Origin of the sequence: Vibrio pectenicida (assembly GCA_024347015.1) — a bacterium.
In the GTDB taxonomy this organism is placed as follows: Bacteria; Pseudomonadota; Gammaproteobacteria; order Enterobacterales; family Vibrionaceae; genus Vibrio; species Vibrio pectenicida.
This window is the reverse complement of the sequence record AP024890.1, coordinates 974,428-987,549: the sequence shown is the minus strand read 5'-3', so window position 1 is coordinate 987,549 and position 13,122 is coordinate 974,428. Positions and strand designations below refer to the sequence as shown.

Sequence of the window (13,122 nt, the reverse complement as noted above, 5' to 3'; positions counted from 1 at the left end):
ATATTTAGGCAGGCTAAAAGCACGCTAATTTAAAATTAGCGTGGCGGCAAAATGATAGTCTTCGATTTAGAATTATCTCGCGAGTTTCTGGTGTGCTTTCGAAAAATGACCTGCGCTGAATGCGCCAACAATAGAAAGCTCACCTGCAAGGCATACTGCTGCGACTACTTCGGCAAGTGTTCTTGCTTTTCCGGCTCCGTATAGGCCCATGATCTCGAGGCATGCCCTTTGACTTGGTAGGTGAGTACCACCACCGACGGTTCCTACCATGATGTTAGGTAACGTGACACATGCGTATAAGCCACCATCTCTGTTTACTTCCATACGCGTAATACCAATAGCAGACTCCGCTACGCATGCGCTGTCTTGTCCGCAAGCTGTATAAATAGCAGCAAGAGCATTTGCATAGTGTGCATTAACGCCAATTCCGCCACTAATAGAAGCGCCTGTTGTGGTTAGTTGGCCGAACTTAGCCATTTTCTCAGGCGTTGTGTGCAGGTATTTTTTGATCAACTCTTTTGAAAGGTTTACCTCAGCCGAGACCTTTTTTCCTCTGACATGCCTTAGTGTATGTGCATTGGGTTTTTTGTCTCCAGATAGATTCCCATCAAGAAAAGCTTCTTGTGCTTGAATTGGCGATTGCGCGCAGATGTAATTGAACACCTCATTGGTCGCAATGGTAACCATGTTTTGCCCTGATGCATCACCTGTATGAAACTCAAATATTAAATATACGCGATTACCTTCAATATTAATGTTGATATCATTTAGTTGGCCGTGTGATGTCGTTGACTCAGCAATTTTCTTGACTTGGTCATATTGGGTTACAACCCAAGCAACAAACTGACCTGCTTGTGAAAGTTGTTGGAACTCAAATACTGGAGTTCTTGTAACTCCTTCATTAAGCAGTATCGCACTAGCACCACCACTTGCGGTAATAAGCTGGGAACCACGATTGTAGGAGGCAACTAAAGCGGCCTCGGTAGTCGCAAGGGGAATAAAATAATCACCTTGAGCATGTAAGCCATTTACACGAAGAGGCCCAGCGACACCAACAGGTACTTTTACTGTACCGATGAAATGTTCGATGTTCTTGTTATACACATCAGAGTTCTGTTGCGTAAATGGATCAAGCAGATGTTGTTTTTGTGTGAGGTCAGCTAATATCTTCCAGCGTTTGTCTAAATTTTTAGTTGAGACATAAGGGCTCGATGTTAGACGTTGCTTTGGTAGTCCAAAGTTAGGTTTAAGCCTTTCCTCTAGTGTATCTGAGCAAGGCTCTTGGTCAAAGATCGATTTTCTGTCACGGTGAGATAAGTTGAGTTTGGGCATGGTGATGAAAAAAATGATGTTGTCGGGCGATTCTAGCGCCTATTGAGCGGAAGGCAACACTTGTTATCGTGTTGATGTGAATTTTAACCTACACATGTACATCAAGTAACGTACCGATCATTTCCTGATCTCTTTGTAACACATTGGTACCAATACGACTGTACTTTTCTGCTTGAGTTAGTTTAACGATAGGTTCAATTTGGGAACTCTCTGGTAGCTTAAATTCTACTTTGTTGAACTGATATAAATCGTCTTTCTTAATCGGGTTTGTAATTCTGGTCTGATGAATTTCGTGCGCTGCTTCTTCAGCCATCTGAGATGACTGTTCAATCACGTTATAACCGGGCTGGATTGCAGACACTGTAATATATCACCCCCCTAGATTATTAAATCTTAATTCGAGTTTGCTTTTTTAGCAAGTTATGCTATTCAAACAAGCTTGAGATAAGCTGCTGCTCTTCGTCTGTTAACAGAGTGCGATTAGATTCAGATAAGGTCTGGGATATCTCAGTTTTCAATGTATGTAGCTGATTAGGTGTCAGACTTTTTATTTGGTTTTTAAGTACTTCAAACTGTTTTGCATTCATACTATGTTGCCTCCGAATCAATTCATTTCTCTGGTTCGAATAGCAAGACATGTCTCCTTTCATCGTCTTACCCATTTACGAGATTTAAACGTCAATTTTATGCACTCCCGCTCAAAAAATGTCCGAACAATGTCAGGTAGAGTTTAAATAAAAGTGAAGTATGCCATAATATTCCACATATTTGTTGTTTTTATTATCACCAATATGGGTCAGTTTTTTGCACGAATAGTGAACTTACCTGCCAGAGAGTGGAGCTCTGGAAGCATTCTGTAAATGAGATAGAGCTGCTGTAATACCATCCTGGTTGAGTTATCGTCTTGATCTCGCCATTCTTCTAGACGGGCTTTGAGAGTGAGGTCAATACTATGATTCGTTGTGCTCTGCTCCTTTGGCTCATGAAGTTGATAAAACAATAATTCAAGATGGTTGTGAATAACTTTGTGGGTTTCTAGAATAAGCTGGTGAGCATTAGCTTCATTGATTCGAGTTCTGTGCGCTCCAAGCGCTGACACATAGCCTAACAAAGCATGAGTTAATGTTAAGAAGCGAAAGCTCTCATCCACCGCAGAGCGATATCGACCAGGTTCCACTAGCATTGCACTTATCGCATTGTTGAGATTAGCGTCATGGTTGTGAGCATTACGTCTGGCTATTCGGTAGGTCAAATTGTCTTTCTTTCCAATTCTGTATTGGCCAATGATTTGTGCGAGATACTCACGGTGCGCTTGAATTGTTTCAGCCATTACTTTATGAAGACGTTTTGATTGCCAGTCTGGTAATATAAATGTGACGGATAATACTGCCAATCCGCATCCGATAAGTGTATCAGTCAATCTTGGGAATACTACAGAATAACCATCACCAATCTGGTGGAAACAAAACAACACCAAAATAGTAATAAACCCCGTCGCATAGCCATAATTAGCGAGTCTAAGCATAAAGAATGCTACGCCAGAGATGACAATCAGTAATAACTGGCTCTCTTGAGATGGAAATACAATGAGTAGTGGGACACCAACTAACAAACCGATAATTGTCCCTGCAACTCTAGCGACAAGTTTGCTCCGAGTGGCACTGTAGTTAGGTTGGCAGACAAATAGTGTGGTCATTAGTATCCAATAGCCTTGGTTTATATTTAAAAATTTTATCAGGCCGTATCCTAATGTTAGCGTAATAGATAATCTTATAGCATGTCGAAACAGCATTGAGTCTATGGTGAAATGTGATGCAATCCTTTGCCACTTTTCCTTGAAGGTATGAACTTCAGTGTCATCGAGCACATCTGCCCCAAATTCATTCGAATGGGGATGACAAATGCTACTTAACTGTTTTTCGACAGTGGCAAGGTTATTAAACAGATAATGAAGCTGATTGAGCAGAGACTTTCTTGCTGGAATCGTCTCTTCTTTTAGATCTTCTAGTGATCTTACTAATTCATCAAGTGCAATCAGAGAGTTACCAGTATGTTGATAGTCTGATCCTAATTGAATCGCCTTTGCTACCGCACGGCATGCTTGTGCCTGTGTCTCCAGTAGGTATTTAAACCTAAACAGAATATCAGAGCGTTCAAAATTTTTACAAAGCTCCTGGTAGCGATAATGACTAGAGCTAACACGTTCATGGATATCTTGAGCGAGAAAATAAATATTAAGAAATTGATCGCTACTTGCATTGACATAGCCTCGTTTAGAACGGCTTAAGAGTGTCGCTTTACAGTGATTTAACGCTGTGACTGTGGCTGCATTAAGTTGTGCTTGCTTAATCCTAAAAGGTTGGGGGTCAAGACTTGTCACAGGGTGGAAGAGCTGACTTCTTGAATCTAGATAATTTGCGAGATTTGTGAAAACTGTTGCTAAGCTGTGTTGCACAGGCTGCAAAGGAAACAATGCAGACCAGAAAATGGAGAGTAGAAAATACCAGCTTGCACCGGATAAAAGCAAAATAGGTTGTAGCCAGATATTAACACTTTGTTCGGCACCTAGCATGGTGTAAATGGCAATCAGTAATGAACCGAATGCTATGCTGGCGTATCTTGTTCCAATCGCTCCAAGCATAATGAAGCCAAAAGTGGAAACACATAATCCAATAGCAAACAAAATGGGGGTAGGGAAAAGTAATTCTATCGAGAAAGACGCAACAGCGAAGCAAAATAGAGTTAAAAATGTCGCTTTTATTCGGCCTATTGTTGTGTCATCTGTCTGTGCTAAGGCTGCTGCGATCACCCCTAATATTAACGGGATGACGTTAGATTTTGTAGCATCAAACCAACTGAGGCCAACGATTCCTAATAATGAAATTAGTATTAGTAAGCCGTAATTAATGGTTTTGTTTGCCCAATATAGGCGAAGTTGATTAAAAGGTTGCACAGTATCTGTTTTGGTTGCCATTATTAGTGATTATATTATCTAATAATACATGTTAAATTCATGATGTAGATAAAGTAATACCTCTATTGACGAGATTTTAACGTCAAATGTTTTAATTCATCTATTGACAGGATCTTTTCATTCTTCGATTTGGTTAAGTTATTATGTATGTAACTAAGCTTAAGGAACAACAAGTATGCAGCTCAGTGCTACCAAGACTGCACAATATCTAATTCAAGACGAATATAATCGAGTGTGTCTAGATTCTGACTTTATCATATTGAGTTCTAAGAGGTATGAAGAACGTATTCCATTTAGTGTCTGGAATGGTGAGGTTAACCTAAAGCGTGGATTGATATGGGGTGGACTACAATTTTTTTCACATTCCAAAGATGGGCAAAGACAATCTTGGCTTATCGAAGGGCTTTCGTGGCAAAGTTGCCGTCAGTTTGCTCGTTTAGCTGTGACGTCATATCAAAAGTGGCATCGTCATCAATGCCAACAATTGTATGCATTTCTTCCGCAATGGGAATCAGCTCTGCAAGGGTTGGAACGTCAACCTGCTTACCTTACACATTCCACTCTTGATATTCAACTAAGTCAGATCTTTGCAGACTTAAGTACCATGGAAATGACTTTGGAAGATGCCATATTGATGGTGCCTGAGCGAATGGCAAATATCGTCCCATGGGTTTTAGAAACTGAGAAAAATCTATCAGAGCGTAACCAACGGTGGATGAAAATTGAATTGGAAAATTGGAAGGTACTCTTTTCACAAATTGAATCCTCTCCTTTAAATGTGTCTCAGCAGCAAGCTGTTTTACTTAATGACGATAATAACTTGGTACTCGCTGGAGCAGGTTCTGGCAAAACCAGTGTTTTAACTGCGCGGGTAGCGTATCTTCTTCAAGGTCACTTGGCTCAGTCTGAAGAAATTCTAATGTTATCTTTTGGTCGCGATGCAGCTAGTGAGATGCGCCAACGCTTAGAAAACAAAATTGGCTTGAGTGCAGATCAAGTTATGGTCAACACGTTCCATCAGCTGGGGCTGTATATTTTAAATCAAGTTGGACAACATCCAGTAATAATTTCACCTATCGCAACAGATGATAACTTAAAGACTACTTGGTGTATGGAATGGCTAAAAATACATTGGGCCACTCCGACAGCGTTTAAGCGTTGGCAAAAGCATCTCAATAAATGGCCAATAGCCTATATTACAGGAGATGATGAACTTGGTAGTCATGTAGAAAACCCTAAATTGATTGCTTGGTTAAACAAACAGCTTAATCAACTATCGGCAATAGGTGGGACGAAGAAAGATATTCAAGAAAGTTTGCTTCCCCATAAGAATTACACTCGATTAAACAGCGAACTTTCCTTAGTTTGGCCTTGCTACCAAGCGTGGATTGCAATGCTCAATGAGCATGGTCATATTGACTTTAATATAATGATCAATAAAGCGACAGAACATGTGCTTAAAGGAAGGTATAAATCGCGTTGGAAATATATCATGATTGATGAGTATCAAGATATATCACCTCAGCGTTTGTTATTAGTCGAGGCGTTGTGCAAACAAAATAATGGCCCGAGCTGTGTTTTGTTTGCTGTTGGTGATGATTGGCAATCGATTTATGAATTTGCAGGTGCTGATGTTGACTTGACAACGGGTTTTGCAATGCGTTTCCCTCATTCAACAGTCCATAAATTGGATACAACTTATCGCTTTAGTAATCAACTTGGTGACGTGGCTAATCAGTTTGTTCAGCGCAACCCAGCTCAAGTAGAGAAACTTTTACATAGTTTTAAACAGAAAAAATCTAAATCCGTCACTCTGTCAGCGAGTAGCTCGATTGAAAAAATTCTTGATGAATTGAATCGCAAGGCAAAAAACACTCAAACTGTGCTTTTACTTGCTCGAAATCATTACCACAAACCAGAGCTTCTTTCTCAGTGGCAAAAACAATTTGCGTTACTATCGATTGAATTTATGACTTGTCATGCAAGTAAAGGTCGTGAAGCAGATTATGTCATCATATTGTGCGTGAACGAAGGTCAATTTCCGCCAAGAATAAAAACGTTACATATTGATGGTGCTTTGACTCAATCCGATGATTGTTTTCCTTATGCTGAGGAGCGGCGATTATTTTATGTGGCTTTGACTAGGGCGAGAAATCACGTATGGGTGACGTATTCAGGAGCGGGGTCTAGTTTTATTCATGAACTGAAAGACCAAAATTACCCTGTCATTATTAAAAAAAGAGGTGTTTAAAATAATGAAAGAGCAATTTTGTATGGTACTAACGACGACTGATTGCCAGGAATTTGCACAAAAAATAATTGATGCAGTGTTAGAACAGAGATTAGCTGCATGTATCCAAACTATTCCAATTCAAAGCAGTTACTGGTGGGATGGACAAGTGCATAGTGACAATGAACTGCCAGAGATAATTCATATGCCAATCACAAAAGGCTTTGACCCTTATTTAGCATGGCTGGATGAAACAACCCGAAGTTGAAATGTTAACAGCATCAATGATGTTAACGCTCCTAATGTATCCATTAACATATCTTTTTGTGCATCCCAGATATCTCCTTGAGAACCCAAAAAAGCAATACCTTCATCACCACCAGCAAGTGCAGCGTACCACCATTCAACCATTTCATATCCAGCTGCCAGTGACATGATTGAAAATAGAGCAAAACACATTGCTAGTTTCGAGGTCATCCACTGTTTTTTGATCATATATTCGGCAATGGGGTAGGCATATAACCCAATAGAAAAATGCGCAACACGGTCAAAATTATTTCGCTCAGAGTCAATAGCTTGATTGAACCAATCGAATGGTACCTCAGCAAAGGTATATTTTGCGCCTATAGTATGAAGCGTTAGCCATATGAACATAAGAAAATAGGCTGTATTAGAAAATCTAAATCGTCTCGAGATTGACCAAATTAATAACAATATAATCAAAGCAGGGATGATTTCAGCAATCCATACGGCTCGAGAGGAAGGATCAGTTGCAGAGAATACAAACACTATTGCGTAACCTAAGCTTAACCAAAATAAAAATGATAGTGTGGTTCTGTTTGTATCCATTAAAGGGGTTCCTTAATCATGCATAGGGTTATAATGGCATTAAATAAAACGTTGTTCAATTGAGGTATGTGTAGTTTTTATCACATTTAACTTACCATTTATGTTGAAAAATATAAATATTGCGCAGTAAAAACACAAACTGACCCCTTCTATCTCACCAAAGTTTGATTTAGCTACAGGTGAGATTTAAAATCTTGCTTCAAACATAGCATAACGAAATAAAGTGAAGTCATGAAACTGGAAACTGTCGATTATCGAGCCAAAGATGCTGCTCAACAATTTGTAACCTCACTCCATGAGACTGGGTTTGGGGTGCTTAAAAATCACCCAATACAGAAAGAGCTTGTGGAGTCAATTTATGAGAACTGGTATCAGTTTTTTATGACTGAGCTCAAAAATGAATTTACATACAATACCGATACTCAAGATGGGTACTTTCCACCATCTATATCTGAAGTTGCTAAGGGGCATACTGTTAAAGATATTAAAGAATACTTTCATGTTTATCCTTGGGGACAAATACCGCAAGAATTAAAAGAGCAAATTTTGGATTACTATCAGCGAGCGAATAACTTTGCTGAGGAATTATTAGGCTGGGTTGAGGAGTTTGCTCCAGTAGACGTTAAGGACAAGTTTTCCATGGCACTTTCTGATATGATTAGCAATAGTGAAAAGACGCTGTTAAGGGTACTTCATTATCCTCCAATGACAGGTAAAGAAGAACCTGGTGCTATTCGAGCTGCTGCTCATGAAGATATTAATCTTTTGACGATTCTCCCCGCAGCAAATGAGCCTGGGCTACAAGTTTTGGCTAAAGATGGTCAATGGATTGATGTTCCATGTGACTTTGGTAGCTTAATTATTAATATCGGCGATATGCTTCAGGAAGCGTCAGGTAGTTACTTCCCATCGACTACACACCGCGTCATCAATCCAACGGGTGAGCGTCAAGAAACATCACGGATCTCGTTGCCTTTGTTTCTTCACCCAAAGCCTGAAGTAGTATTATCCGAGCGTCATACAGCAGATACATATTTAACAGAAAGACTAAGGGAGCTAGGGGTTTTGTAATTCAAACTTCTGTTAAAGAGTCAGTCATTACTGGCTCTTTTTTGGGGTAATGATCGTTAAATTTTAGGTATAAACTCGACAAATCGGCAATTTTGTCTTTGTATTAAAAATAAAACCTAAATAAACTGGATATGAACGAACATCAAGAAGTCGCGGCCCAATTCCAGCAGTATATGGAAAACCCTTTACTGTGGCCTATCATGGAAATTTTAAAACAACAATCTACAAGGTGGAAAGTACACACTCTTTCTTCACACCTTTGCGATCTTGAACTTTTACCTGTGCTTGATGCTTCCCCAGACAAGGATCTGTTTAAGCGTAATTTTCTTATCATGAACGCCTTATACCAGTTGCAGGAAACACTTTACCCAGAAAATTGGTTACAAGTGCAAGCAATGGATATTGTTTTAATGCCTCAGTCTCAAGTCTTCGGTCATGAAGTGGATCATGAAGATCCTCTAAGAGATTATTATCTGGACTGGCATAATTATGAGGCAGAAGAAGGTGAGGTGAAACGCTTGCTTAATGAGTTTTGGACTCGGTATCGAGAGTTTGTTGGTAGCACAGATGTTGGTGATATGGACAGAAGTAAAGCGTTATCGCTTTTCGAGTTACCTTTAGATGCTAGCCCTGCTGAAATTCGCAAAACTTGGCGCAAATTGGCACTTAAATGGCACCCGGACAGAGAAAATGGTAATAGTGAGCGGTTTCGAGTGCTATGTGAAGCGTGGCATGTGTTAAGGCATTAACAAGTGCGCAATGCGCACTTGTGCATAACGTATTTAGGTTAATCTATACAAAATTATTCTGTTGGTTGGAACTGAGCTTTCCTCATACGGTTTAAAGCTGCCACGACATCAAGAGCTCTTGGTTTAGCAAGATCACCTTGCACCGGCATGTTATGTGACCAATCTCCATCAAGCATCTGCTGTATTTCTTGAGTTGGGTTGTGAGAATACCCAGAGCCTTGCGCCAGTTGAAACCATAACCAGCCTATTGCATTGATTTCAGAACTTGATTCAAGTTGCTCTAATGCAGTTAAATCAGTGAACTCTTTGCCAAAACGAAGAGAATCTGTGCCTTTAGCTGATATTCTAAACTTACCATCTGATAGTACCTTTTGCAGTATGGTTCGATTTAGAGCTCGTGGCTTAAAAGTGGAGAGAACACCTTCTGATTCATTATGTCGTTGAGTTGGATGCTGTTTTACAACTTCTTTAGCTTTATCGGTAACATTTATCGGCTGATAGTCATGCATTTGAATTACACAATCAGCAATATCAAAATAGTCACCGGACCCTCCCATAACGACAATTGATGATACGTCGAGGTCATCTCGTAATTGCCCTATACGGTCTACTAACGGGGTTATGGGTTCAGCGCCTTTACTGACAAGAGCCTGCATCCTTTCATCCCGAATCATAAAATTGGTGGCCGATGTATCTTCATCAATTAATATTCCTAAAGCACCAGCCTCTATAGATTCTTGTAACCAAGCGGCTTGAGACGTTGATCCTGAGGCATCTTGAGTAGAGAAATTGGTAGTATCACGCCCCATAGGTAAATGATTGATATAATTAGATAAATTTAAACTATGAACACATCGACCATCTTCTGCCCGTATTTTTCCAGCATTAACATTAGTGGCAATGTACTCTCGCCCATCTCCAGGAATATGATTGTAAATAGATCGCTCAATCGCATTTAATAATGTCGATTTACCGTGAAATCCGCCACCTATTATCAAAGTAATACCTTTGTTAATACCTAAACCACTAATTCTACCTTGGTTAGGAGTTTGAATGCTTACAGACATTGATTCAGGAGCCATGAATGGTATCGCATTTTCCATTGGAAAATCACAATTTCCTGCAACTCTTGGGAGTATTGAGCCGTTTCCTACGAAAGCTATTAAGCCTAACTCGTCGAGTTTACTTCGTATAAAATCTTGATCTTCTATTACTTCACAATGATGTATTAATGCTTCTTTATTTAGCTCACGTTCTAGTGTGGCACGTCTGATGTATTTGGGTAGATGGAACGTTAATAAATTATTGGCCTTCTTTCCGAGAATAGAACGGCCTTCAGCTGGAAGGTTAACACGAAATCTGAGCTCAATACCTGTATCGGTGAATACTACGGCTGTAGAGTCAAGTACCGCCTGACCTGTTAAGGAAATATCAAGGTTGTTTTCTTGCTTAGATAATTGCGCAAATTCGCGCGCGATGAAATCACGAGCAGCAATCTGATAAGCTTGAGACTTATTTTGAAGCCACTGTAGCCCAGTTACTGACCATGGCCTTATAGCTCTTACTCTGGAAGCCGACGCATAGGGGTCGGCCTGAACTTGATCAACTAGGAACTTATAATCGCCGAAATCATACTCACCTTTTAGCTTTTGGTATGCACGGTAGTTTTGTTTTTCAATTTTTTTTAGTGTCGCGGTTAACTGTTCCATAGGACATTCTCAGGCGAGATATAATAAAGGTGTGGATTATATGAACCGTTCGCCACAGAGTAAAGAGACTAAGTCATAATCAATAAGTTTGAAGTGACTAATGGTTAATTAAGTTTGATTCAAATTCATCATACGGCATTGGTTTGGCGTATAAATAGCCTTGAGCAAAATCACAACCTTCGTTTGTAATGAATTCTTCATGCCTCTCATTCTCGACGCCTTCAGCTGTAATTTGCAAATTGAACTTTTTAGCTATCTCAATGATAGATTTTACAATTTTTTGATCTTCAGAATTCTCGTCTATATTTTTAATAAAGCTTTTATCTACTTTAAGTACATCGAATGGAAACTTTTTAAGATAGGCATAGGTTGAATATCCAGTACCAAAATCATCTAGTGCCAATGTCACTCCCAGTTTGTGCAAATATGATAAAGTGTTCTTCATTATTGACTCATCAATAACCAAACCGCTTTCAGTAATTTCGAGCTCAAGATTTCTAGGTGAAAGTTGATACGTAGTGAGTAGACTTTTGAGATGAGCAACAAAGTTCGGACTATTAAGCTGCACGACTGAAATATTGATAGCAATTTTAAACTCTGCATTGCGTTTCACCCACTCAGAACCTTTTTGAATAGCCTCTTTTAATACAAAGTTACCTACTTGAAAAATAAGACCATTCTGCTCTGCTATACGGATTAGCGCTTCACTAGAAATATCACCGAGAGTAGGGTGTTTCCAACGTAATAATGCTTCAGCACCTATCCAATGGTGACTTTTTGTACAGATCTTGGGCTGAAAATAAACCACAAGGTCATCGTTTCGTATGGCATGAAGTAAGTAGGTTTCCAACTTATGGTGATCTTGGTGCTGGTTAGAAAAAGCTTGAGAGAAATAGCTAAAGTTATTCCCGATGTCCTTGTTCAACCATGATGCTTTATAAGCGTATTGCAAAAGACTTTGGGCGCATGATGTATCATCGGTAGTACTAATACCTATGTATGCGTGAAGATGGCAACTTTCACCATTAATATCAAACTCTGACTGGCAAACTTTGGCTAAGCGCTGGCATAAGTTGTTGAGGTTGCTTTGGCATTGAGGTGTTTGAACAAGCAAAACTAAGTCTGTTGATGATGAACGAGTAGTAATGATTTGGCATCTATCTATATCACCAATCTTATGCCGAAATGTGACTAATAGAGATTCCCATAAATTACAGCCATACTGTGCCTGAATATTTTGTCCATTGGTAAAGGAAATATGGATAGCAGCACCGAATAATTTGCCATCTTCAGAGCGCTTTATTAATTGTTTAGATTCATCCTCAAGGGCTAAACGATTTAAAAAGCCAGTTCCAATGTCATGTCTTTGTTGATACTTAATGATGTCTTCAGCTCGTTTTCGCCTTGCTCTCTCTTGGTTAAGATACTCATTAACATAGACTAAATCTTGATTACGCAGATCAACTCTAGATTTGAGTTCTAGGTTCAGTTTCTTTAGATTTTCGATTTGATAGAGAGTACTTAGCTGTAGCTCTATAGAATTGCGAAAGTTTGTAATAAGTTTGTTATAGCTATATTGGTAAGGATATTCTCCACTATCTAAGACACATATTGTGCCAAAGGTACGACCATCGGGCCATTTTATGGGCAGTCCGTGACAATGCTGAACAACCAAGTCCGAGTTGCCGTCATCTTTCTGTAAAGCTAATTGCTTTAAATTTCTGATTAGTATGTGAGTTTGGCAATTTTTCGGTAACTTACAACAGATTTTCCGACCTATATCCTTAGGGTCGAAAGCATAATAAGCACGTTGTTTACCTTCATGTGATGAAAAAATACTTGTATTTTCAAGGTTGGTATTGATGATGAAAGCGATAGGAGTGGTCATGAACTCTGCGATTAAGTTGAGAATATTTTGCCAACTGTCCGACATCTCTTCGGGGATGGGTAAATTGACAGTATTAATTTGTGACATTTTCGCGGGATCCTTTGCCATTAACTCCCTCACCAAATTGGCACAAGAAAAGCTGACTGGCTTTATTCCACTTAGTGGTTTTAGTTTTTGGAAAGACTTGAAGATACTACCGGCCTCCATATTCTTATTATTAAGAAATACCTATCCTACTCATTTGTTTATGAGAGGTCAGCTATATTCTACTTTAGTCATATCCTATCTCAAGATTGATACAACTTGCGGTAAAAAGTCTT

At 39.3% G+C, this 13,122-nt stretch carries 11 protein-coding genes; 4 read left to right on the top strand and 7 right to left on the bottom strand.

Going from position 1 to position 13,122, the window contains the following annotated elements:
- Positions 1–72: 72 nt before the first annotated feature.
- The 4 genes from OCV27_RS19430 to yccS all read right to left on the bottom strand — a co-directional run bounded on the left by OCV27_RS19430 (position 73) and on the right by yccS (position 4,285).
- Positions 73–1,332: a hydroxymethylglutaryl-CoA reductase gene (locus tag OCV27_RS19430; RefSeq protein ID WP_125320981.1), complete on the bottom strand. Its 1,260-nt coding sequence runs from the start codon at positions 1,330–1,332 to the stop codon at positions 73–75.
- Between the two features lie 88 nt (positions 1,333–1,420).
- Positions 1,421–1,699, bottom strand: coding sequence for a hypothetical protein (locus tag OCV27_RS19425; protein WP_125320980.1), 279 nt, complete (start codon positions 1,697–1,699; stop codon positions 1,421–1,423).
- Between the two features lie 58 nt (positions 1,700–1,757).
- On the bottom strand, positions 1,758–1,919 hold the full coding sequence (locus OCV27_RS19420; RefSeq protein ID WP_185759772.1) for a hypothetical protein: 162 nt from the start codon (positions 1,917–1,919) through the stop codon (positions 1,758–1,760).
- 209 nt (positions 1,920–2,128) lie between these two features.
- The gene (gene yccS / locus OCV27_RS19415) at positions 2,129–4,285 is read right to left on the bottom strand and encodes a YccS family putative transporter (RefSeq protein WP_125320984.1); all 2,157 of its coding nucleotides are present in this window, start codon (positions 4,283–4,285) and stop codon (positions 2,129–2,131) included.
- Between the two features lie 196 nt (positions 4,286–4,481).
- Between yccS and helD the strand changes: the two genes are divergently transcribed.
- Together helD and cutA are read left to right on the top strand one after the other, a co-directional pair.
- Positions 4,482–6,557, top strand: coding sequence for a DNA helicase IV (gene helD / locus OCV27_RS19410; RefSeq protein ID WP_125320979.1), 2,076 nt, complete (start codon positions 4,482–4,484; stop codon positions 6,555–6,557).
- Between the two features lie 4 nt (positions 6,558–6,561).
- Positions 6,562–6,804 (top strand): divalent-cation tolerance protein CutA, encoded by a 243-nt coding sequence (gene cutA, locus OCV27_RS19405; protein WP_125320978.1) that lies wholly within the window; start codon positions 6,562–6,564, stop codon positions 6,802–6,804.
- Here the strand turns inward: cutA and OCV27_RS19400 are convergent.
- The gene (locus OCV27_RS19400; protein WP_125320977.1) at positions 6,768–7,385 is read right to left on the bottom strand and encodes a DUF2238 domain-containing protein; all 618 of its coding nucleotides are present in this window, start codon (positions 7,383–7,385) and stop codon (positions 6,768–6,770) included. The genes cutA and OCV27_RS19400 overlap by 37 nt on opposite strands.
- Before the next feature lie 231 nt (positions 7,386–7,616).
- Here OCV27_RS19400 and OCV27_RS19395 point away from each other — a divergent pair, with 231 nt between their 5' ends.
- Together OCV27_RS19395 and OCV27_RS19390 are read left to right on the top strand one after the other, a co-directional pair.
- On the top strand, positions 7,617–8,456 hold the full coding sequence (locus OCV27_RS19395; RefSeq protein ID WP_125320976.1) for an isopenicillin N synthase family dioxygenase: 840 nt from the start codon (positions 7,617–7,619) through the stop codon (positions 8,454–8,456).
- Positions 8,457–8,587: 131 nt separating this feature from the next.
- Positions 8,588–9,205, top strand: a complete 618-nt coding sequence (locus OCV27_RS19390) for a DNA-J related domain-containing protein (RefSeq protein WP_125320975.1) — start codon at positions 8,588–8,590, stop codon at positions 9,203–9,205.
- A 53-nt stretch (positions 9,206–9,258) separates the two neighbouring features.
- On the opposite strand, the gene OCV27_RS19385 is transcribed toward OCV27_RS19390, so the two are convergent.
- The gene (locus tag OCV27_RS19385; protein WP_125320974.1) at positions 9,259–10,914 is read right to left on the bottom strand and encodes an ABC-ATPase domain-containing protein; all 1,656 of its coding nucleotides are present in this window, start codon (positions 10,912–10,914) and stop codon (positions 9,259–9,261) included.
- A gap of 97 nt (positions 10,915–11,011) precedes the next feature.
- Positions 11,012–12,889 (bottom strand): putative bifunctional diguanylate cyclase/phosphodiesterase, encoded by a 1,878-nt coding sequence (locus OCV27_RS19380; RefSeq protein ID WP_125320973.1) that lies wholly within the window; start codon positions 12,887–12,889, stop codon positions 11,012–11,014.
- Positions 12,890–13,122 lie beyond the last annotated feature (233 nt).

Bases quoted from the DNA above. Each gene is read 5' to 3' on its own strand.
- OCV27_RS19390 (WP_125320975.1), top strand. From the start codon at position 8,588: ATGAACGAACATCAAGAAGTCGCGGCCCAATTCCAGCAGTATATGGAA.
- OCV27_RS19420 (WP_185759772.1), bottom strand. From the start codon at position 1,919: ATGAATGCAAAACAGTTTGAAGTACTTAAAAACCAAATAAAAAGTCTG.
- OCV27_RS19395 (WP_125320976.1), top strand. From the start codon at position 7,617: ATGAAACTGGAAACTGTCGATTATCGAGCCAAAGATGCTGCTCAACAA.
- helD (WP_125320979.1), top strand. From the start codon at position 4,482: ATGCAGCTCAGTGCTACCAAGACTGCACAATATCTAATTCAAGACGAA.
- OCV27_RS19430 (WP_125320981.1), bottom strand. From the start codon at position 1,332: ATGCCCAAACTCAACTTATCTCACCGTGACAGAAAATCGATCTTTGAC.
- OCV27_RS19380 (WP_125320973.1), bottom strand. From the start codon at position 12,889: ATGTCACAAATTAATACTGTCAATTTACCCATCCCCGAAGAGATGTCG.
- OCV27_RS19385 (WP_125320974.1), bottom strand. From the start codon at position 10,914: ATGGAACAGTTAACCGCGACACTAAAAAAAATTGAAAAACAAAACTAC.
- cutA (WP_125320978.1), top strand. From the start codon at position 6,562: ATGAAAGAGCAATTTTGTATGGTACTAACGACGACTGATTGCCAGGAA.
- OCV27_RS19400 (WP_125320977.1), bottom strand. From the start codon at position 7,385: ATGGATACAAACAGAACCACACTATCATTTTTATTTTGGTTAAGCTTA.